Annotated in this window: 19 protein-coding genes; 14 read left to right on the plus strand and 5 right to left on the minus strand. The window is 56.4% G+C overall.

Features of this window, described 5'->3' with window-relative positions; translation table 11 throughout:
- Nucleotides 1–88: 88 nt before the first annotated feature.
- The 9 genes from BBX50_RS07795 to BBX50_RS07835 all read left to right on the plus strand — a co-directional run bounded on the left by BBX50_RS07795 (nucleotide 89) and on the right by BBX50_RS07835 (nucleotide 11,942).
- A complete protein-coding gene (locus tag BBX50_RS07795) occupies nucleotides 89–367 on the plus strand; it encodes a hypothetical protein (protein WP_065788384.1) in 279 nt (92 codons plus the stop codon).
- Entirely contained in the window at nucleotides 367–4,308 is a 3,942-nt protein-coding gene (locus BBX50_RS07800; RefSeq protein ID WP_065774745.1) for a phage tail tape measure protein, read from the plus strand. The genes BBX50_RS07795 and BBX50_RS07800 overlap by 1 nt, the downstream gene beginning before the upstream one ends.
- Nucleotides 4,308–4,790, plus strand: a complete 483-nt coding sequence (locus tag BBX50_RS07805; protein ID WP_065774746.1) for a hypothetical protein — start codon at nucleotides 4,308–4,310, stop codon at nucleotides 4,788–4,790. The genes BBX50_RS07800 and BBX50_RS07805 overlap by 1 nt, the downstream gene beginning before the upstream one ends.
- A 2-nt stretch (nucleotides 4,791–4,792) precedes the next feature.
- Nucleotides 4,793–6,712 carry a hypothetical protein gene (locus tag BBX50_RS07810; RefSeq protein WP_065774747.1) on the plus strand — a complete coding sequence of 640 codons (1,920 nt, stop codon included), beginning with the start codon at nucleotides 4,793–4,795 and terminating at the stop codon, nucleotides 6,710–6,712.
- Between the two features lie 2 nt (nucleotides 6,713–6,714).
- Complete coding sequence (locus tag BBX50_RS07815) at nucleotides 6,715–7,323, plus strand: hypothetical protein (protein ID WP_065774748.1); 609 nt, start codon at nucleotides 6,715–6,717, stop codon at nucleotides 7,321–7,323.
- Nucleotides 7,323–8,891 carry a hypothetical protein gene (locus BBX50_RS29715; RefSeq protein WP_139108314.1) on the plus strand — a complete coding sequence of 523 codons (1,569 nt, stop codon included), beginning with the start codon at nucleotides 7,323–7,325 and terminating at the stop codon, nucleotides 8,889–8,891. The genes BBX50_RS07815 and BBX50_RS29715 overlap by 1 nt, the downstream gene beginning before the upstream one ends.
- A gap of 66 nt (nucleotides 8,892–8,957) precedes the next feature.
- The gene (locus tag BBX50_RS07825) at nucleotides 8,958–9,605 is read left to right on the plus strand and encodes a hypothetical protein (RefSeq protein ID WP_065774750.1); all 648 of its coding nucleotides are present in this window, start codon (nucleotides 8,958–8,960) and stop codon (nucleotides 9,603–9,605) included.
- 70 nt (nucleotides 9,606–9,675) lie between these two features.
- The gene (locus BBX50_RS07830; RefSeq protein WP_065774751.1) at nucleotides 9,676–9,918 is read left to right on the plus strand and encodes a hypothetical protein; all 243 of its coding nucleotides are present in this window, start codon (nucleotides 9,676–9,678) and stop codon (nucleotides 9,916–9,918) included.
- Between the two features lie 140 nt (nucleotides 9,919–10,058).
- Nucleotides 10,059–11,942: a hypothetical protein gene (locus tag BBX50_RS07835; RefSeq protein ID WP_065774752.1), complete on the plus strand. Its 1,884-nt coding sequence runs from the start codon at nucleotides 10,059–10,061 to the stop codon at nucleotides 11,940–11,942.
- Here the strand turns inward: BBX50_RS07835 and BBX50_RS07840 are convergent.
- Complete coding sequence (locus BBX50_RS07840; protein WP_139108315.1) at nucleotides 11,939–12,277, minus strand: hypothetical protein; 339 nt, start codon at nucleotides 12,275–12,277, stop codon at nucleotides 11,939–11,941. The two genes, BBX50_RS07835 and BBX50_RS07840, sit on opposite strands and share 4 nt — an antisense overlap.
- Nucleotides 12,278–12,341: 64 nt before the next feature.
- On the opposite strand from BBX50_RS07840, the gene BBX50_RS07845 reads away from it, so the two are divergent.
- From BBX50_RS07845 to BBX50_RS07860, 4 genes are read left to right on the plus strand one after another with little or no spacing between them, the layout of a single operon-like run.
- Nucleotides 12,342–12,839 (plus strand): N-acetylmuramoyl-L-alanine amidase, encoded by a 498-nt coding sequence (locus BBX50_RS07845; protein ID WP_065774754.1) that lies wholly within the window; start codon nucleotides 12,342–12,344, stop codon nucleotides 12,837–12,839.
- Nucleotides 12,823–13,116, plus strand: coding sequence for a hypothetical protein (locus BBX50_RS07850; RefSeq protein WP_065774755.1), 294 nt, complete (start codon nucleotides 12,823–12,825; stop codon nucleotides 13,114–13,116). Before BBX50_RS07845 ends, BBX50_RS07850 begins: the two co-directional genes overlap by 17 nt.
- A complete protein-coding gene (locus tag BBX50_RS07855) occupies nucleotides 13,109–13,477 on the plus strand; it encodes a hypothetical protein (RefSeq protein ID WP_065774756.1) in 369 nt (122 codons plus the stop codon). Before BBX50_RS07850 ends, BBX50_RS07855 begins: the two co-directional genes overlap by 8 nt.
- On the plus strand, nucleotides 13,474–13,752 hold the full coding sequence (locus tag BBX50_RS07860) for a hypothetical protein (RefSeq protein ID WP_065774757.1): 279 nt from the start codon (nucleotides 13,474–13,476) through the stop codon (nucleotides 13,750–13,752). The genes BBX50_RS07855 and BBX50_RS07860 overlap by 4 nt, the downstream gene beginning before the upstream one ends.
- Here BBX50_RS07860 and BBX50_RS07865 read toward each other — a convergent pair.
- The 3 genes from BBX50_RS07865 to BBX50_RS07875 all read right to left on the minus strand — a co-directional run bounded on the left by BBX50_RS07865 (nucleotide 13,727) and on the right by BBX50_RS07875 (nucleotide 15,490).
- Nucleotides 13,727–14,335 carry a hypothetical protein gene (locus BBX50_RS07865; RefSeq protein ID WP_065774758.1) on the minus strand — a complete coding sequence of 203 codons (609 nt, stop codon included), beginning with the start codon at nucleotides 14,333–14,335 and terminating at the stop codon, nucleotides 13,727–13,729. The two genes, BBX50_RS07860 and BBX50_RS07865, sit on opposite strands and share 26 nt — an antisense overlap.
- A gap of 115 nt (nucleotides 14,336–14,450) precedes the next feature.
- A complete protein-coding gene (locus tag BBX50_RS07870) occupies nucleotides 14,451–14,792 on the minus strand; it encodes a hypothetical protein (protein WP_139108316.1) in 342 nt (113 codons plus the stop codon).
- Nucleotides 14,793–14,803: 11 nt separating this feature from the next.
- Nucleotides 14,804–15,490 carry a hypothetical protein gene (locus tag BBX50_RS07875; RefSeq protein ID WP_065774760.1) on the minus strand — a complete coding sequence of 229 codons (687 nt, stop codon included), beginning with the start codon at nucleotides 15,488–15,490 and terminating at the stop codon, nucleotides 14,804–14,806.
- Between the two features lie 207 nt (nucleotides 15,491–15,697).
- Here BBX50_RS07875 and BBX50_RS07880 point away from each other — a divergent pair, with 207 nt between their 5' ends.
- Nucleotides 15,698–16,255, plus strand: a complete 558-nt coding sequence (locus BBX50_RS07880) for a hypothetical protein (RefSeq protein ID WP_065774761.1) — start codon at nucleotides 15,698–15,700, stop codon at nucleotides 16,253–16,255.
- Here the strand turns inward: BBX50_RS07880 and BBX50_RS07885 are convergent.
- Entirely contained in the window at nucleotides 16,249–16,569 is a 321-nt protein-coding gene (locus BBX50_RS07885; protein ID WP_065774762.1) for a hypothetical protein, read from the minus strand. The two genes, BBX50_RS07880 and BBX50_RS07885, sit on opposite strands and share 7 nt — an antisense overlap.

The raw sequence follows: 16,569 nt of genomic DNA on the forward strand, positions 1-16,569 counted from the left end.
CGACCAAGGCCCAGATCGCCTGGGCTTTTTCGAAGCGCTCGACGAGATGTGCGCTGCCCTTTGCGAAGCCGGTTATCCAGACCCGTGGATGATGACACCTCGCCAGATCGTACACCGTTTCCAGGTTCATCACCGTCTCAAGCAGCGCTCTGACATTCGTGATCTTGAGATCGCCGTCCTTGGCGCTCGTGGCGAGCAAAAGGCGCTGACCGGTTTCATCAACCGCCGGTCGGGAGGCTCGGATTCATCCGGGTCTCAATCAGCCAAACCGGACACAATTCCAGAATTGGAGACCAAGCGCGTGTCGACAGCCACGGCGTCGCGCCTCGACCGGGAGATCGAGGACATGGGGTGGAGTAAGCGGTAATGGCAAAAGCGCCGGAGATCAAAATCAATGCTAAGGTCACGGGCTTTGACGAGATTTTCGCGCGTCTCCAAGACCTTGAGAGCCGCTTCAAGCAGGTTTCGGCGAAGATCGATGCATCCGCGTCGAAAGCTACAGATGGTCTTACCACCGGCCTAAAGAATTCCCAGACGGCGATTGCCACAACCGCCTCAATCGGCGTGAAGAGCTTTGGCGCTATAAAAGGCGCTGCCAGCACGTTCGTGTCTGTCTTGCAGACCGGTGTTTCCATTCTTGCCAGCCTGGGTCGCATGGCCGTCAATGTGGGTGGTTCCATCGCTCTGCTTGGCGGCGGTGCTTATACCGCCATGAAGGCCTTCTCGACGCAGACTGCATCCTCGATTGCGGACATGGGCAACCTGGCGAAGGCTGCCGGTGTTCCCGTCGAACGGTTCTCGCGTCTTGCGTCGGCCGTTCGCGGTGTCGGTGGCAATGTTAATGATCTGACGACCGGCCTGCAGAGCCTGTCGGACAAAGTCATCGAAGCCGGTAAGGATGCTGAGGGAACCGCCGCCGGGGCTTTCGAGCAAATCGGTGTCGAGGTCCGTGATGCCCAGGGAAACCTGAAATCTACGTCGACCGTCATTGATGAGGTTGCGGACGCACTTCAAAGAGTCCCGTCCGACACTCTGCGAGCCGGGGCCGCGTTCGACTTGTTTGGCACCTCGGCTCAGAAAATCTTGCCAATCCTCCGTAACGGAGCAAAGGGGCTGGCTGAGGCTGAGCAGCGTGCCGACCGCTTTGGCACCGTTGTGACAGCCGCCCAGGCGGAGAAGATGGAAGGTCTGCTCGTGAAGCAGCGATCCGTCAACGAAGCCTTGCGCGGGCTCGCCTACAAGACCGTCGACGCCATCTTCCCTACCCTGACGGATAGGTCGGAGGAATGGGCCGACGCGATTGCGAAGAACAGTGCCCGGGTGTCGAAATTCCTTGGCGACACGCTGGTTACCGTGAAGCAAATCGGCGATGACGTCGTAAGCGCCTTCCAGGGTAAGACCGTCGAGATTGAAAACAGTGTCGTCCGGAGGATGGCCCCTGCCCTTTATACTGTCCGCCGCATCTCACTCGACCTGATCGATACGCTCAACGGGCGCGGTGCCTCTCGTGAACTGTGGCTGAATGACGTCGGCAAGAGCCTCAGTGCCGCGACTGACGGTGCGCTCCAGTTTGGCTTGGCGATCCTGGGGGCTGCTGGTTACGCACAGGACGATTTGCCGACAATTGCTCAGCTTGCCGAAGGCGTGCGCATTGCTATCGAGAGCTTGAAGAACGGTTTGGCTGGAAATGATAGCTCGGACGCTATCATGCCGTGGGCGTCGAACATCGGTGAGAGCCTTCGCAATCTCGGTATAGCAGTCGGTGCCGTCGCGAGCGTCATTATCAAGCACAAAGACGAGATCACGGCCGCCCTGGCGTTCATCACAAAGGGTTTCAGCGATCTTGTCCAGGCCGTGGCGACCTTGCTGAACGGCGGTCAAATTTCCGAAGAGAATCCTTTCGAATTCCTGCAGCCGATTGCGGAATTCGTCCGCGCGAATTCCGACATGATCATTGCGACTATCGTAGCGATCCCGGCTCAGATCGCCGGTGCTTTCGAGTTCCTAAAGAGCTTCTTCGTCACGATCTACGGCTTCCTGGACAGCTTCGCCCAGATGATCGGTCTCGACTCGGCTCTTCAGCTCGGCCTTATCCTGCTCGCTCTGAAACTGACGGGCGTCGGAGCTTTGCTGCAAAAGCTAGGAACCGCATTTTCGACCACACTCTTTATCGTCAACGGCCTGACCGGCGTTTTCAAGAACCTCTTTTCCTTGATCGCAGTATCTGTAGTCCCCGCGATCTCTTCGTTGGCGACGATGATCGTCGGTGCAACAGCGCCAATATGGCTATTTGCTGCGGCCGTCGCGGGCATCGTTGCTGCCATCGTCGCAGCTGCTGCCGCTGTTTGGTACTGGCGGGATGAGCTGTGGTCAGCAGTCACGTGGATCGGCGGCACCCTGTGGTCTGCGATGAAGGGCATCGTCAACGCCCTGCTTCATCCTGTCGACACGTTCTACAAAGCGATGGACTTTGTGAAATCGAAGTTGCGCTCCTTCGCCGAGTGGATCGGTCTTTTCGATAAGGAGATCGAAAGCCCGTTCGACACGGCTGCTGAGAAGATCGAGGAGAAGACCGGCAGCACGGTTGATCGCCTGAAGGATAAGTACGGCGAGCTGAAAGAGAGCGCTTCCGACACGGCTGACGACATCAGGAAAGAGATGTCCGACGCAGCTGTCGACAGCGAAAAGGCCTTCGACAGTTTCCTATCCACCGCCCCGAGCGCCGCAGATGCCGCTGTCGACGGCATGAAGAACAAGCTCAGCGAACTTCCCGAAGCTGTGAAAGGAAATGCTGAGGACCTGCAGAAGTCGCTCGGTTCGACCTTTGACGGCTATGCGTCAAAGGCGTCGCCAGCCATCGACGGCATGAAAGCGAAGTTAGATGCGCTCGGACAGCGCTCTGAAGAGCTGACCGCTCGTGGAAAAGCGACTTATGACGAACTTTCGACGGATGGTCTCAATGTTGATCTGTCCGGTGCCGGTGCCGCCGTCGATAAAGGCATGCTGCTGGTCAAAGATAAGTTTGGACAGCTCGTTCCTTACGTTGACGGCGTCTCTTCCGAGACCGAGCAGCGCACCGACGAACTTGGCAAGAACCTGGCGAAAACTCTCGACCAGCAGGTCTCGAACGCTCAGAAACTGTCGAGCGACGGCACTGCATATGTGCTTGACCAGTACGGTCAGGTAGTGCCCGTCGTCGGGAAGATCGCAGATGAGGCCAATGCTCGCTCTCGCGATATCCTCCAAGGTCTCAGCGATCAGGCCGTGCAGAGCAACGACGCAATCCAGCAGTCCCTCGGCGAGCTACCTGGTTTCCTTGGTGAACAGGGCAAACTTGTGCGGCAATCGCTCGATCAGCAGATCGGTGACGTCAAGTCGACGTCGGCCGACGGAATTGCCTATGTTCGTGACCAATACGGGCAGTTGGTACCATATGTTGAACAGCAGCGGGACGGTATGCGCTCGGCCGCGCAGGGGGCATTTGACGCCGTCGGAGAACGGGCCACAAAGGTCGGTGAGGATGTACGCACCACGTGGGATACCCTGCCCGGCTACATCGACCAGCAAGCGAAGTCGGTCAACTCCGGCATCAATCAGTTGCTCGATCAGGCTGATCGTTATCAGACTACCGTCCTCGGGAAGATGGAAGCCGGATGGACCCGCTTCAACGAGTTCTTCCGCAGCTCAGTGAATACCTTCAGCGGACTCTTCGCCGATCTCTGGGGTTCTTTCCTGGAAACACCGCAGCTTGCCTATGAAGCGGTCGTCAATGCATGGGGCGGCATGGACGACCACTTCGCCAGTGTCGTCGGAAATGTCGACGGTTACTTCGAGACGCTCTGGAAAAACGTGAAATCCGGTGCCACCGAAGCCTGGCAAAAAGTCCGGACCATGTTTGCCCCGGGCTTCTCGTCTGCGAGCGAAGCCATCACCGGAGCGGTCAGCCAGGTCCAGAAGTTCGCGAACGGCGGCACTATCTCCGGCCCCGGTACCGGCACGTCGGATTCGATCTGGGCGAAGGTTTCAACCGGCGAAGGTATCCTGACGTCCCGTGCCGTTTCTCACTACGGCTCAGGCATCGTCGACATGCTGAACAGTCTGGTCATGCCGAAAAACTTCATGGCGACGCCTGCCTACGCTCCGTCTCGATCCGGACAGGACCTGGGCCGCTTGTCCCTTGCAATTGATGGCCGTGGCGTCGGTGGGACCGTCTACGCCGACAGCGATGCGCTGCGCTCGATCAAGCGAGACTTCCGCAATCGAGCTTCGTCGGCACGTGGCGCAGTTCCACGCTGGAGAGGATACTGATGACGACCGAAACTGTTCTTGATCTCGTTGAACTTGGCATAGTGCCACAGTCGGCAAGGGCGCTTGGCCAGACCTTGACGCCGATTGCAAATGGTTCGCGTCGCCGTCTTGCAAATGGGGAGCTGGTCAGCCGCAAGCGGGTTTCTTTCGAAAAATTCGCATCCACGATCAGCTTCTCCGACACCTACGCACCGGCTTTCGGAGACCTTTGGGCGGGGGAGACCATCACGGTCTATTGCGTCTGCGAAATCAACGAAAAGGTCGGCAGACCCTTCCAACGGCCACCGGTCCCAGGCTCCGTCATCTACCGTGATGCTGGCGGCAAGGTCGTGCCTCATGGCAGCGATGAAACCGTGGCTCCGGTCGGCGCGTTGTGGCGCACCTACCGTCCGATCATCGTATTCATGGTCGACGGCTGGGATATGGACACGGACGAGTACGCTGCTGTCGTCAGCTCCACCCTGAATCTGTTTGAGGCCTGATCATGGCCTACGGCGACCCATATTTCGCTTGGATTGATGAGACCGAGGGTTTCGACCAGGTACTGCACCGCCGTTTCGATGAAGAGATCGAGGAGTGGGTCCTTGATGCGGAGGAAGACGGCTTCGCGGTCGGCACACTCAAAGTCCGACCACCGGAAGGTGGCATGCTGAAAACCACTCGGAAGTTGTGGGGTCTTCTCTCTGTAGAGCTGTCCGACGGCAGCCTCGATCTTATCTGGAAAGGCAAAGTCGACAGTTTTCCGCTTGGCGGCAATCCGGAAGAAGCGACGCTAAAATTCAAATGCGCCCCAGGGGACTGGCAAGACCGTCAGCTCACCTTGTTGCAAGCGACGAAGTCCCAACCTCATTGGGACGACGTTCTCGTAGCGAAGGAAAGCAGAAACGATCCGACGGAAATCCTGGACGGCCAAAGCCGCGTGATCTGCTTTCATCCGGCTACGCACGTCTGCGAGCTGCACGACATTTTCGGCGTTGGCCTGGACGAATGGGATATCGGTCTCGAATGGTTCGAAGACAGCTTGTCGGCTGAGATCACGGAGCCACCAATTTCCTATGTTGACGTCACGGTCACCGCGAAGTGGAAGCAGCAGCTGTCAGGCAGTTTCTCTGCCACGGCTGCGGTTCGCAGTGCTTTCGGTGGCACCGATCCCGCTACATTGACTGGCGAAGATTTCGAGAACAGGTGGCCAGGTCAGGGTGACGGCATCTCGAACAACAATGGCTACACCGTCCAGACCAGCAGCTTAAAACTGATCACGCCGAATGACGGTCGACCGACGGAGCACACCTTCCGCGCGGCCGCGAAATGGTTTCCATATCTCACCGATGCAAACCTGACCTCCCCTGGGACCCGGAATCCACCTTTGCCGATCACGTATTATAACGCCGATATCGACCTGTCCTGGACTGCCGAACAGTCTCGCAGCGAAGTCATCAAGATGCGTCTGAAGAGCGGCGTGCAAGACACTTCTCTTGGTAATGGCGGTGGCCGCACGCTCGATATCACTCTTCAAGACATTACCGTCGACGACGTGTCAGAAGCCTGGAGACCGGGCGTGTTCTATGCCGTCGGTCAACAGGTCCGTGCTGGCTCCAAAACTTACGAACGTCTTCGAGCTGGGGTGTCCGAGGCGACCTGGGGCGAAGACTTCACTTACATGGACCTGTCAACATTTCCTCCAACGTTGCGCCAAAACTGGGAGGCGGTACAGGATCAAAGCCCGCTCGGCGGCATTGGAAGCGACAAGTATTTTCCAACGGTCCGAGGACATACAACCCTCCTCGCTGTCTTGATGAAGGCCCGAGCCATTCTCGCCGAAGCCATGCGCTGCATCGAGATCGAGTTCGAGGTCCCTCTCATGGACGCACTCGAAGCAGGTCTCTATCTCGGCAAGCGCATCCGTGTGGAGGTCCCCCCGGGCCGCCTGGCTATCGAGGGTGAGATCATCGTCGGCAAGGTCTCGGCATACACGATGACCTCGAATGCATCGGACGACACCTGTCGTATTACTATCAAAGCAGCCTGTGGGTCCGGGAAATCTACGACCGGTACTGGTGCGCAATCGGCATCTCAGACCGGCGAAACCTGGGACCAGGTTGTCCTTCCGAGCATCGCTGGTCTGACACCTACGCCGATGGCGACAGGCGGTATCGTTCGTGCTCGTGTCGAGAATGCCCTGCAAGAGCAGATCGATTACATCTCCGCACGGGACTACGACCCAGCAGCCGGTCGCACCAACGAAGATGCGACGAATCCCGAGAAGCTCATCCGAGACGTCCCGACAAGGCTCACTTTCGACCTGGTTCCTATCGCCGCCGCAGATGATCTTGTTCTTGAGCATTCGATGACGATCCCGGTTCCCTTCGAAGGTCCGCGTCAGATCGACTTTGGAGGAGCGTGATCATGAGCGATTTGACGTCTGGTATTCGTCGAGCAGCAGCACCTGAACGAAAGCCCGGTGCCGTCGTCACCTCGTCGTCCGGCGTCAACCAGGGCGATCCTACCCTCTCGCGAGAACCTGGTCGGGAGACCATTGGTTCCCGCAGCAAGGCTTTTCCGTCCGACGCCGGAGCGGGACACAAGAGCAATGGCTGGCATGAGCTGACCGACGTCGAACATCGAGCTTACACAGAGACGGCGGTTAATCTCACGCTCAACGCGGGAGACGTGCTGACGCTCGATCCGACGCGCTGCCAAAACTGGCGCGTGTCGGTGAATGGCGCGACCACGATCATCATGCCTGCCCCCAGCTTCCCGGAGCCTGCCGTGGCTCGGATCGACGCGCCCGAGCGTAGCCGTCTATGGTCCTGTGTCCTGATCGTCGATGTCCCGAGCGGCGGGACCTTTCCGACCATCCAAGGGGCGAAGTGGAGCGAAAAGGCAGCGGCTCCAAACGTCAAGAAAGCTGACGGTACTGACCCGGAAGATTGGGGTGGGCGTTATTCATTCACGTTCGTGCTCGATCCGCTGCTTGGCGATGTTATCGGACACGAGGGAGCGGTGAGGGTCTAATGCTGGCGAGACGTCTTTCCGGGGCTCGGCCAGCGGTGCCGGAGGCCGAAACTTTCACCGATTATTATGTCGTATGTGGCGGTTCAGGCATCATCTACGCCTCGCCAAGTCTGTCCGACCCCCGATTTGCGGTTTTGGGAAAGATCGCCATGTCCGCGCCTCGCCCGGTCGTTCCGTACATCTCAAAAGACGAGATGGGGATCGGTCTCTCTTACGGCTCCGCAGGGCACAAGTTCATCAAGCACAAGACGAAGGATTTTGACGGAACGCTGGCACCGACCTCCGAAGTTCCTAACACGACCGAAGGCTATCGCTGGACAACAACCCGATCCGCCATCTTGAGGTACAAGATCGACGGTGTAATTCCCCCAGCGGAGCAGAACGTTATCAGTTTCTTCTCATGGTCCGGCACGTCAACGCCGATTTCGCAGATCGATGTGGACGACTACGGCTTCGATATTTTTTCAGGTATTGGATCAGGACTTGTTTACAGCCCGTCTGGATACAGCGCGTACCTGCTAAATAATCGGTCAGACAGGGTCGGACCTGCGAATACTATTCTTGCTCTTAACAATAACCGAACCGTGTTCTCTTATCTAGAAAACAAGAGCAATCCGAGTCCCTGTGTTGAACCAGATAGAGCCGATTCTTCGGGTCTTAGTTCAGGCCTTAAGCCGTTCGCACTGAGAATTCCGCCGTCAGGGACACCCACAACTATCGATCTCAGCATCATCGACCACTGGTCTTGCCGTCCCTACGTCCCTGCGGGATCGGAAGGATTGCCATCGTATCGAATGATCAGGAAATTCAAAGAATTGGCGCATTGCCAGGCTCGCGACGCTCTGTATGTCCTGGGCCGCATCGATATTGAAGAAATGCGCCGGTCAGACATTACCATTCTCAATCTTGGCAAGCGGGCAGGTGTCGCAACTGGACTTGATCGGCTGATTGGCCGCGTTGAGGGCTCATACTCGACTCAGTCAGCGATTGTGATTTTCAAAGTGACCGATGCGGGAATTGCGGTTGCAGACTATCTATACCGCAACATTCAAGCTGTGCCGTACGGCCGCTACCCATACCGCCAGGCGACATCGCAGCGGGATATTATGTGCATCGACGGTACGCTTTTTGCTAACAACGGTACGTCGTCTGATTACGAGATCAGTAGAGCTGAATGGGATGCAAACTTCGACCGCGCGAGCTACGCAGTCGTGCCTTCCGTCCCGAACGTAACGAAGATTCCCGGCGTATTCACAGCTACCATCAAAAGCCCGTTGATGGCTTTTGACGGAAGAGACTTCTTTTTTGAAATCGCGGAGACCGCGACGCGGCACGCGATCTATAGGCTCGACAGGTCAAATGGTGATGTAACGCGGGTCTTTCAGCTGGACGCAAACGATACGTACGCTCACGCCTATTTTGACGTGATCTCGAATCCGCCCGTATTTCACGCTGAAAGCACATCGACATCAACATTTGCTACGTATCAAGTGACGAAGGACGGGAGTGCCACCGCTAATGTGGCTCGGGCCCTTGTCTCTACTACATCCTGGTTGTGTAGAATATAATCTCTCGGCTATTGCGCTACGCCTCAAGTTGAATCACGCTTTAGATTCAACCGCGTAGGAGGTGCCATGGGTAACGTCATTGGGAATGCCAGTATCGGTCGAGATCACTCGAACTCGATCATTGACGGGATGCGGCAGAGGCAGGTCGACGCAATCGTTCGCCACGTTTATGCGTTGAACATCACCGGATCAAAGCTGTGGAGCATGACACACTCGATCCGGCCGAATGAATTGAGTGACCTAAAAATTGGCGAGACCAAGAATTTCGGGGTCGGGCGTCTCGCAACAGTTTGCCAGACGCTAGGCATGGAGCAGGTTTTCCGCTGTTACCGGCCGCTTGAGTCATACAAACATCTCAAGACAAAAGACCAACGAATTCACAGACTATTCTCCGAGCTTTACCGCGTTTACGACCTAAGCCAGGAGACGATGGTTGATATCGGAGCACGGTCTTATCCGACGACCCGAGCCGTGGTTGACCAAGTCGGGGTTCTATCGCTTCAGCTTGTCGAGAATATCAGCCGAGAACCGTATTTCTGGCACAGAGAGGTTTTCGCCGTCTCGGCCATTTATCTCTCAGCCGAACAGTTGCTTAAACGGATGAAAACCAGAACCTGGCGGATCGATCAGCTTCTTTTCCAGCTCGGAACAACGGCGGAGCTTATGGAAGGGATCGCCGACGATCTTCTCGCCAAGGACGCTGAGGCAGCATAATTCAACCGGGTCTCTATCACGCCCGTATGCTCACAATCCCTCCAACGAGGGGACCAAGTGGACAGTTTGAATGGCAGCCGACGACACGTTGCTCGAAGTGGTGAGGAAGCTCTCCGTAGTCGAGACCAAGATCGATATCTTTATTAACAAGCAGACTTCGTCTGACCAAAAAATTGCGGCGATTGAGACTGATCTTTCGGCTCTCAAGACGGAAATCCGAGGCTGGAAGTCAAAATTTGCCGGTGCGGCCGCCGTTATCTCGGCTGCAATGGTCTTTTTGGTTCCGTTTGTCAAAAATAAACTAGGACTATAACTCCTTGCGCCGCCTGATCGCGTCAACAGATTGGGATTTAAGCTGCTGTATTTGTTGGCAAAAATTGTTGCGCCGACAGAATTATTTGCGAACATCGTATTCAAGCCGCACAAAAAACAACAAGGCGGCGGGAGATATAAATGTTTCAGCAGCATGATCGCGCGGCGGATGCGCAACTTATACATCCGTACCTGTCAAAAGGACTTTCGTTTACTAAGATCGCCGAAGCCACCGGCCTCGCGCGATCCCGATGCTACCGAGCAGCAAAATGGCTCGAAGAAAACTCCAGCCCGGACGAAATTCACGTCGCGATCCACGAGGTCGAAGGACCGGAGAAGCCCAAAAAGAAGAAGGGTCCGACCGAAACAGAGATCAGGCAGAAGGTCGCCACTGACGAGCTGACGGTCCCCTTCTCAAACTGGTTGGAGATCGGCCGTTGGGTCCGTGAAGCTGCTGAGCCCGTCGACATTTACGAGACCGACGAAGATGGCGAGCAGGTTCTGGTCGGCCAGAAAATCGACCCCGGCGTGATGTGGCCTGTTGATTGGGACGGTCCCAAGACCTACGCCCAGACGGCCTATGAGACTGGTCCGGCAAGACCATCAGTAAAGGCTGGTTACATTCTGGGCTATGTCCAAGAAGGAACTCCGATACACGGACCGGCTTGGATCAATATGATTTCCCTGGCGGCCGCCTATGGTGGCTACGCGGTCGGGATGGGGGGTGGAACCTACAGCAAGCGCTGGTTCATGCGGAAATCGAAAAAGGACGTAACCGAGATCGCTCCCTGGTCCGCAGTCGCCGAACCTTATGTGACGCGCAAGCGCCTCGATATCAGCCCGAAAATCCAGTTTGCTGCTGAGATGAACCTGTCTCCGACAGCCACCCACCCCTTGACGGGGTTCGAAACCTACATAGGCGGCATCACGACCGTCTTCCCTCACCCAAAACGCGAAGTTCGGAGCCTTCCCAGAGGCCATTGGAACGAGTCCGTCACAGCCTGGACGACAGGCTCCATGACCGTCCCGAATTACATCTTGCAGAAAGCTGGTTTGAAAGCACTTAAGGCTCATGCAATCGGCTTCGTCATCGTCGAAATCGATCACGACGACAACGTCTTCGCACGCAATGTTAAATGCGATCCGGTATCCGGCGCTTTCTATGACTTGGACCTGCATGTCGACCGAGGGATCGTGAGATTCGCAGCGGATGTCCGCCGAGAACAAGGGCTACTGGGGCCAGTGCTGGGCGTTGGATGTAGCCATGTCAGGATCGCCAACAACCGCTACCTGCGTGCGATTTATGGACTGGGGGGATACCCGACCGAAGACCTGCCGTTGATCGACGCTGTCGACGCTTCGGTACAGACCTTTCACGATCTTTTCGACGGCGGCTCGATCAACCATCACGAAGATAATGATGCCATCGCTCTCTACAAGCGTCACGCGCGGGGCACGGGTGTCTTACTCGAAGAAGTGCAACACGCTGCCGATTTCCTGGTAGAGACCTACCGGCCTACGTGCGAGACCGTGGTCGTCTATTCCAACCACGATGATTTCCTTCGTCGCTGGCTTCTGAAGTCCTCCGATAGGGTCGACGTCCAAAACTCGAAGCTCTGGCATCGGTTGAACTGGGTCGTCCGAGAGCACATCGACCAAGGCCAGAACATCAACATTTTTGAGCACCTGCTGCGGGAACGGCGACCGGATGCTGAATTCACCTTCGCCACCATGGCGGGTCTATGTGAGCGCCACGGTTATCAGCTCCAATACCACGGTGACCGCAATCCGAATGGTGCCAGAGGTTCGACAGCAGGCCTGGCCAAGATCGGGAAGCCCATCCTGAAAGCCCATGATCACGGGATGGCTCTTATAGACGAGTGCATATCCCTCGGGGCGATCATCGATGAAGAGCAAGCCGAATACGCAATCGGTCCATCGTCATGGGCTGCAGGATACGCTCTCGTGCACTGTGATGGAAACGCCCAGCTCGCGACCCTGGTCGGAGAAAAATGGCGGGCTTAGGCCCTCCGTTTTCCGTCACGTTCGATCCGCTCTCGCAGCATTGTCAGAGCCCGGTCTACCGGGCTCTCACCTTTCGCCAAATCCCGAGCGTCGAATTTTTGGGTGTCGAGACCGGCATCTGAACGTTTCGCTTTCAACATCACGTCGGCGGTGAAGGCTTCAAATTCCTTCGCCGCCTGGTCTCGTGCCGGGAATCTTTCCGGATGCTGCTTCCTGATGTCGGTCAGTACAACGACGTAAGGAAAGTCGGGGTGTTGGAAGAACCCCTCTCCTTTCTCGGTGATATCGCGAGTGAACTCGCGGATCGCATGCGGCTCGAAAACTAAGTCTTTCATTTCCCGGGTCTCTATCAGCCGAACATTCGACACTGGAGCCATAAAGGTATCTGGAGGTTCCTAAATGTCGTTTAAGTTTGCCGATCCCAAACGCCCGGTGCACACAATCGTGCTGCACTGCTCAGCGACCAGGGTCAATTCCGACTATTCCGTTGAACAGTTGACGGCCGATCATAAAGGTCGTGGCTTCGACGGTCCCGGCTACCATTTCTACATCCGCAAAAACGGTGACGTCGTCTTCCTGCGGCCGATGACGTGCATCGGCGCTCACGTCCAGGGGCACAATACCGGTTCAATCGGCATTTGCTACGAGGGTGGTCTGGACGCCTCTGGTAAGCCCAATGACACCCGAACGGCTGCCCAGAAGAAAACGATGCACGACCTGCTCGTTGCTTTAGCGGCATTCCTGCGCACCGTCGGACAAGAGATCACGACTATCTGCGGCCACCGTGATTTTTCACCTGACAAGAACGGCAACGGCAAGATCGATGCGTGGGAGCGCATCAAGGAATGCCCATGCTTCGACGCGATCCCGGAGTTTGCCTATGCGAAAGCAGCCTAAGATCAGGGCCGCTGCCGCCGACAAGAAGAGCAGCCGGACATTCACGAAACGGATCACAACCGTTTGCGTCCTGTCCGATATCGCTGTCGCTGTCCTTGGCGTAGCAGTAGGACACGCTGGAACCGCAGAACTCGTGAAAGAGCTGGCCTTTGGCCAAGCGATGTTCCTTTTCGCTTATCAGGCCGTCGGCTTAATGGACCACCGCATCGCCAAAAACCTGGACGGCATCACGTCGCTTGTGTCCGCGATCCTGGGAAGGAGACGCACCGATGCTTAAGTTCCTGCAGCCATATTTCGCCTATGCGCAGATCGGAGCCCTCGTTCTCATTGCCGGGTTCGTCGGTTTCCTTTGGGTCTCAATCGCTAATAAGAAGGCCGAGATCGCTCGCCTAGAGACCAGATTGTCTTCCTTGCAGGAAACCCTTTTGAAGGCGGTCGACGCCGCAGAAGCTAACCGGGAAATGATCAACAAGGTCGATGCAGCTCGCCGTCGTCAACTAGACGCGGTCAACCAGGAGTTTGAAGCTTACAAACAGCAGCAGGCAGCGCTTGACGCGATGGACGCCGAGATCGATGCCGCAGCCGACCAAGACGGTCCTCTGGCTCCGATTCTCAAGAATTGGAGGCCGCCGCAATGAGAGCAGTCATCATAATGTCGATGGCGCTTGTTTTGACAGGCTGCCAGACGACCGAACCGACGGTCGTCATCAAAGAGGTCGAGCGTCCGGTCGAGATTCCTGATCAGCTACGGAGATGCGATCCTGTCGTGCCCGCGCCGATGGCGACCCAGGCGTCGGCCGCGAAGAACTTAAACCGTTACGCTCTCGGGCTTAGGCGCTGCATGCAGCGGCACGACCGGACTATCGAGCTGATCGATCAACACAACACTACGGTCTCGGGCTCTCAATTTTAGTCGTGCCGGGGCAAAGCCCGTAGGTCTGTTCAACAAGTTCTGAGGGGACATATCGATATCGAAAGCCAGGCTTCATGCCTCCTTGCGCCGCAATCCATTCACGGATCGCAGGGGCCTCGTAGCGGTACTGGTCGGGCGACAGATAGTAGGAGCCGTCCGGCGCTGGTTCAGCCGCAGTATGGACGCCCCAAGCCATGTCCCAACCGACGCAGGTTTTGCCGCCGTAGTAGGACACTTGGTCGACTAGGATCGTGCATGCGGAATTGCAAACATCGCTGCCCTTCACCTGCAGCTCTTTGCCGCTGATCACAAACAGGTAGGCTGTTGCCCTGAATTGCTGGGTATTTCCGCCACCTGTGTACTCCTTTGGAAGAACGCACGGACTCGTACACTTCGCCGCCCACTTTGCAATTTCACCGCCTTTTTCGGGGTCATTGAGCAGTAGCAAGGTTACCAAGCGGGCAGCCTGTTGCTTCAGTCCCTTTTGTTCCGCTTTCAGCGCCTCTAACTCCAGGTCTTGAGCAGATGCGAAAGTGGTCGGCAGCAGCGTGAAAATGGCGGCGAGGAAAATTCTGATGAGCATGGTGCGATCCGTTAGTGATCGCCGATCTCTACAAGACGACCGTTGATAATCGAGAAGGCCGAATGCTCAAATTTGATGGATTGTAGCTGTCATGAAAAAGGCCCCGAAAGGGGCCTTATCGCTTGCGTTTTGGCAGCAGCGCCAGCATGTCCGGGATTTTTGGTTTCGGTGCGGTCCCGGCACCCTTCTCGGCCTCTGCCGCTTTCTGGGCAGCGACCTTCGCTTGATATCGCTCACGCCGCTCATCTGCGTAGCAGCCCATGTCCTTGAGCTGTGTGAGATACGCTCTGACATGTGCGTCCGGTGTGCGGATGCGGTCCATCACGTCCGCCGTTAAACGAGCCCGGTTAACCAGGTCATCAGATCGCACGTAGAGCCCGGACCGGTCGGTGGAAGGGAATGGCACTGTTGAAGCAAATGGCTTCTCCATAATCTGCCCGTCTTTAGCATAAATCATGAAGTATCTCCTCATGCCGCAACCCTCCCGTAAACATGGTTTTCGAGGCGTGCGACCATCTTCCGGGTTGGTGTGGTGTGCTCGTATTTGTCTTCGGTCAGATATCCGAGCAGCTTGTAACTATCGACATCGAAAAGGTCTGCGACCTCTGCCAGGGAAACATGATTCCGGAAGATCGGCTGACGAAAGCGCGATCTGAGCTGTTCATTCTCTGTCAGTACATGACCAGTTTTTCCGAACGGTCGTATCGTGTAGTTCCTCGCGTCGGCCACGAATTGGCCGTATGCGGGACTTGTCACGGTCATCACGACACCCTGGTCGCGTTCGTGGAGTTCGAAGGCCTGCGGCGTGTAGCCCGGCGAACGGCGGACGTAGGGCGGAATTGCCACTTTTTTGCCGGTCTCGATTTCCTCTTTTGCCTTCAGAGCGTCGGCCTCGGTCCACCTTGCTCGCTGAACGTCGCGCTCGATGATGAGCTTGACCATGTCTTCGGCGGGCATCAGGCGAGAAGCCGTCGTCGACAGGTCCGCGCGATACTGACGGACGGTCTGCGGCGATTTTCCGATAATCCGAGCGACGACGCTCGGCTTCGTGAGATGACGTTTGCGAGCGTCGAACGAACGAGTATTGACGCACTCGCAATAGTAATGCGTGAGGTTTTTAATCTCCTCCGGCGATGTAGAAATGTTAATGAGCATGACGATCTCCTTTCGTAAGAAAATTGTTCTCGAAGGAAAGGAGAAGATCAAGCTTCCGTATATGGATCATATACAAAGATACTTTTTCAGCCTTACGTTACCTGCGCCCGTCAACTAACTTTTTTATTTCTGTCGGCGGATTGAGTTGTCCTATGCAAGTTAATACCGAAAGATTTTGTCAGCACTCAATACGAAAGGAGATGAGAGATGCTGGCAGCGATTTTTCGAGCGATAGCAATGGCCCTGCAGAGTGTGTGGTGGCTCCTAATGCAAGGCGGTCACGCCATCGACTGGACAATCAACAAGCTCTTCGGCGGTGGCGGACCTGCGCCTGCACCCGTGCCGAATTTGAAGATAGCGTTGGACGATCCGGAAGAGAAAATCGTCCAGGCGCAGGAAATGGTAAAGGGTGTGGTTCGAGCGGCAGAGACAATCAGCAAGATGAGTCCGGCTATCCAGGCTCAGGTGTTTGCGAGCATGCCCGCAAAGGATCGCGGACTTGCTGACCTTAGCCTGCTCTCCGATGATCAGGTGGATTGGCTTAATGGTTTGGTGGAAGGTCAGCTGAGGATCGTCGCGGAATCTTCGGAACGGCGCGTTGAGGCTGCCTTAAACGGGGATCGCAACTCGCTGCCTGCCATTCTGTCGGTGGGGCAGCCAGACCCGGAATCGGAAACCGCTCTAGCAGCTAGAATCGCAGCTAAACGTCTTGGGAATCTTGCACCGACGCCCTTCTATACCGCACCGGTCCACACTATTCAGTGACGCGTCAGGCGGCGGCCGATTTCCTTCCGCCGCCGCTGCCGTTCGCGCCTGAGACCACGGACGATGGTCTCAAGGTACCCCGGCTCTTCAGCGAGCCAGTGTGCATAGTGCCGCCAGGCCAATTCTTCGAGTTCTTCGCGCTCGAAGTCCTCTCCGGTCATGCTTGCCAGTTCCTCTTCATTGAGGTCATCAAGCCGGATGTGCTGAATTTCTCGGTAGATGTCCGAGATTTTCCTGTAACCGGTGGCCACAAGGACCTCTTTGATGGACAGCTCACCGTCAAGCCATGCATCCAGTGCGCAATCGACGTCCAT

Origin of the sequence: Ensifer sp. LC11, assembly GCF_001695835.1 — a bacterium.
Classification (GTDB): domain Bacteria; phylum Pseudomonadota; class Alphaproteobacteria; order Rhizobiales; family Rhizobiaceae; genus Ensifer.

Excerpts from the sequence above, each read along its gene's own strand:
- BBX50_RS07795 (WP_065788384.1), top strand. The coding sequence starts at position 89 with ATGATGACACCTCGCCAGATCGTACACCGTTTCCAGGTTCATCACCGT.
- BBX50_RS07800 (WP_065774745.1), top strand. The coding sequence starts at position 367 with ATGGCAAAAGCGCCGGAGATCAAAATCAATGCTAAGGTCACGGGCTTT.
- BBX50_RS07805 (WP_065774746.1), top strand. The coding sequence starts at position 4,308 with ATGACGACCGAAACTGTTCTTGATCTCGTTGAACTTGGCATAGTGCCA.
- BBX50_RS07810 (WP_065774747.1), top strand. The coding sequence starts at position 4,793 with ATGGCCTACGGCGACCCATATTTCGCTTGGATTGATGAGACCGAGGGT.
- BBX50_RS07815 (WP_065774748.1), top strand. The coding sequence starts at position 6,715 with ATGAGCGATTTGACGTCTGGTATTCGTCGAGCAGCAGCACCTGAACGA.
- BBX50_RS29715 (WP_139108314.1), top strand. The coding sequence starts at position 7,323 with ATGCTGGCGAGACGTCTTTCCGGGGCTCGGCCAGCGGTGCCGGAGGCC.
- BBX50_RS07825 (WP_065774750.1), top strand. The coding sequence starts at position 8,958 with ATGGGTAACGTCATTGGGAATGCCAGTATCGGTCGAGATCACTCGAAC.
- BBX50_RS07830 (WP_065774751.1), top strand. The coding sequence starts at position 9,676 with ATGGCAGCCGACGACACGTTGCTCGAAGTGGTGAGGAAGCTCTCCGTA.
- BBX50_RS07835 (WP_065774752.1), top strand. The coding sequence starts at position 10,059 with ATGTTTCAGCAGCATGATCGCGCGGCGGATGCGCAACTTATACATCCG.
- BBX50_RS07840 (WP_139108315.1), bottom strand. The coding sequence starts at position 12,277 with ATGAAAGACTTAGTTTTCGAGCCGCATGCGATCCGCGAGTTCACTCGC.
- BBX50_RS07845 (WP_065774754.1), top strand. The coding sequence starts at position 12,342 with ATGTCGTTTAAGTTTGCCGATCCCAAACGCCCGGTGCACACAATCGTG.
- BBX50_RS07850 (WP_065774755.1), top strand. The coding sequence starts at position 12,823 with ATGCGAAAGCAGCCTAAGATCAGGGCCGCTGCCGCCGACAAGAAGAGC.
- BBX50_RS07855 (WP_065774756.1), top strand. The coding sequence starts at position 13,109 with ATGCTTAAGTTCCTGCAGCCATATTTCGCCTATGCGCAGATCGGAGCC.
- BBX50_RS07860 (WP_065774757.1), top strand. The coding sequence starts at position 13,474 with ATGAGAGCAGTCATCATAATGTCGATGGCGCTTGTTTTGACAGGCTGC.
- BBX50_RS07865 (WP_065774758.1), bottom strand. The coding sequence starts at position 14,335 with ATGCTCATCAGAATTTTCCTCGCCGCCATTTTCACGCTGCTGCCGACC.
- BBX50_RS07870 (WP_139108316.1), bottom strand. The coding sequence starts at position 14,792 with ATGATTTATGCTAAAGACGGGCAGATTATGGAGAAGCCATTTGCTTCA.
- BBX50_RS07875 (WP_065774760.1), bottom strand. The coding sequence starts at position 15,490 with ATGCTCATTAACATTTCTACATCGCCGGAGGAGATTAAAAACCTCACG.
- BBX50_RS07880 (WP_065774761.1), top strand. The coding sequence starts at position 15,698 with ATGCTGGCAGCGATTTTTCGAGCGATAGCAATGGCCCTGCAGAGTGTG.
- BBX50_RS07885 (WP_065774762.1), bottom strand. The coding sequence starts at position 16,569 with ATGGACGTCGATTGCGCACTGGATGCATGGCTTGACGGTGAGCTGTCC.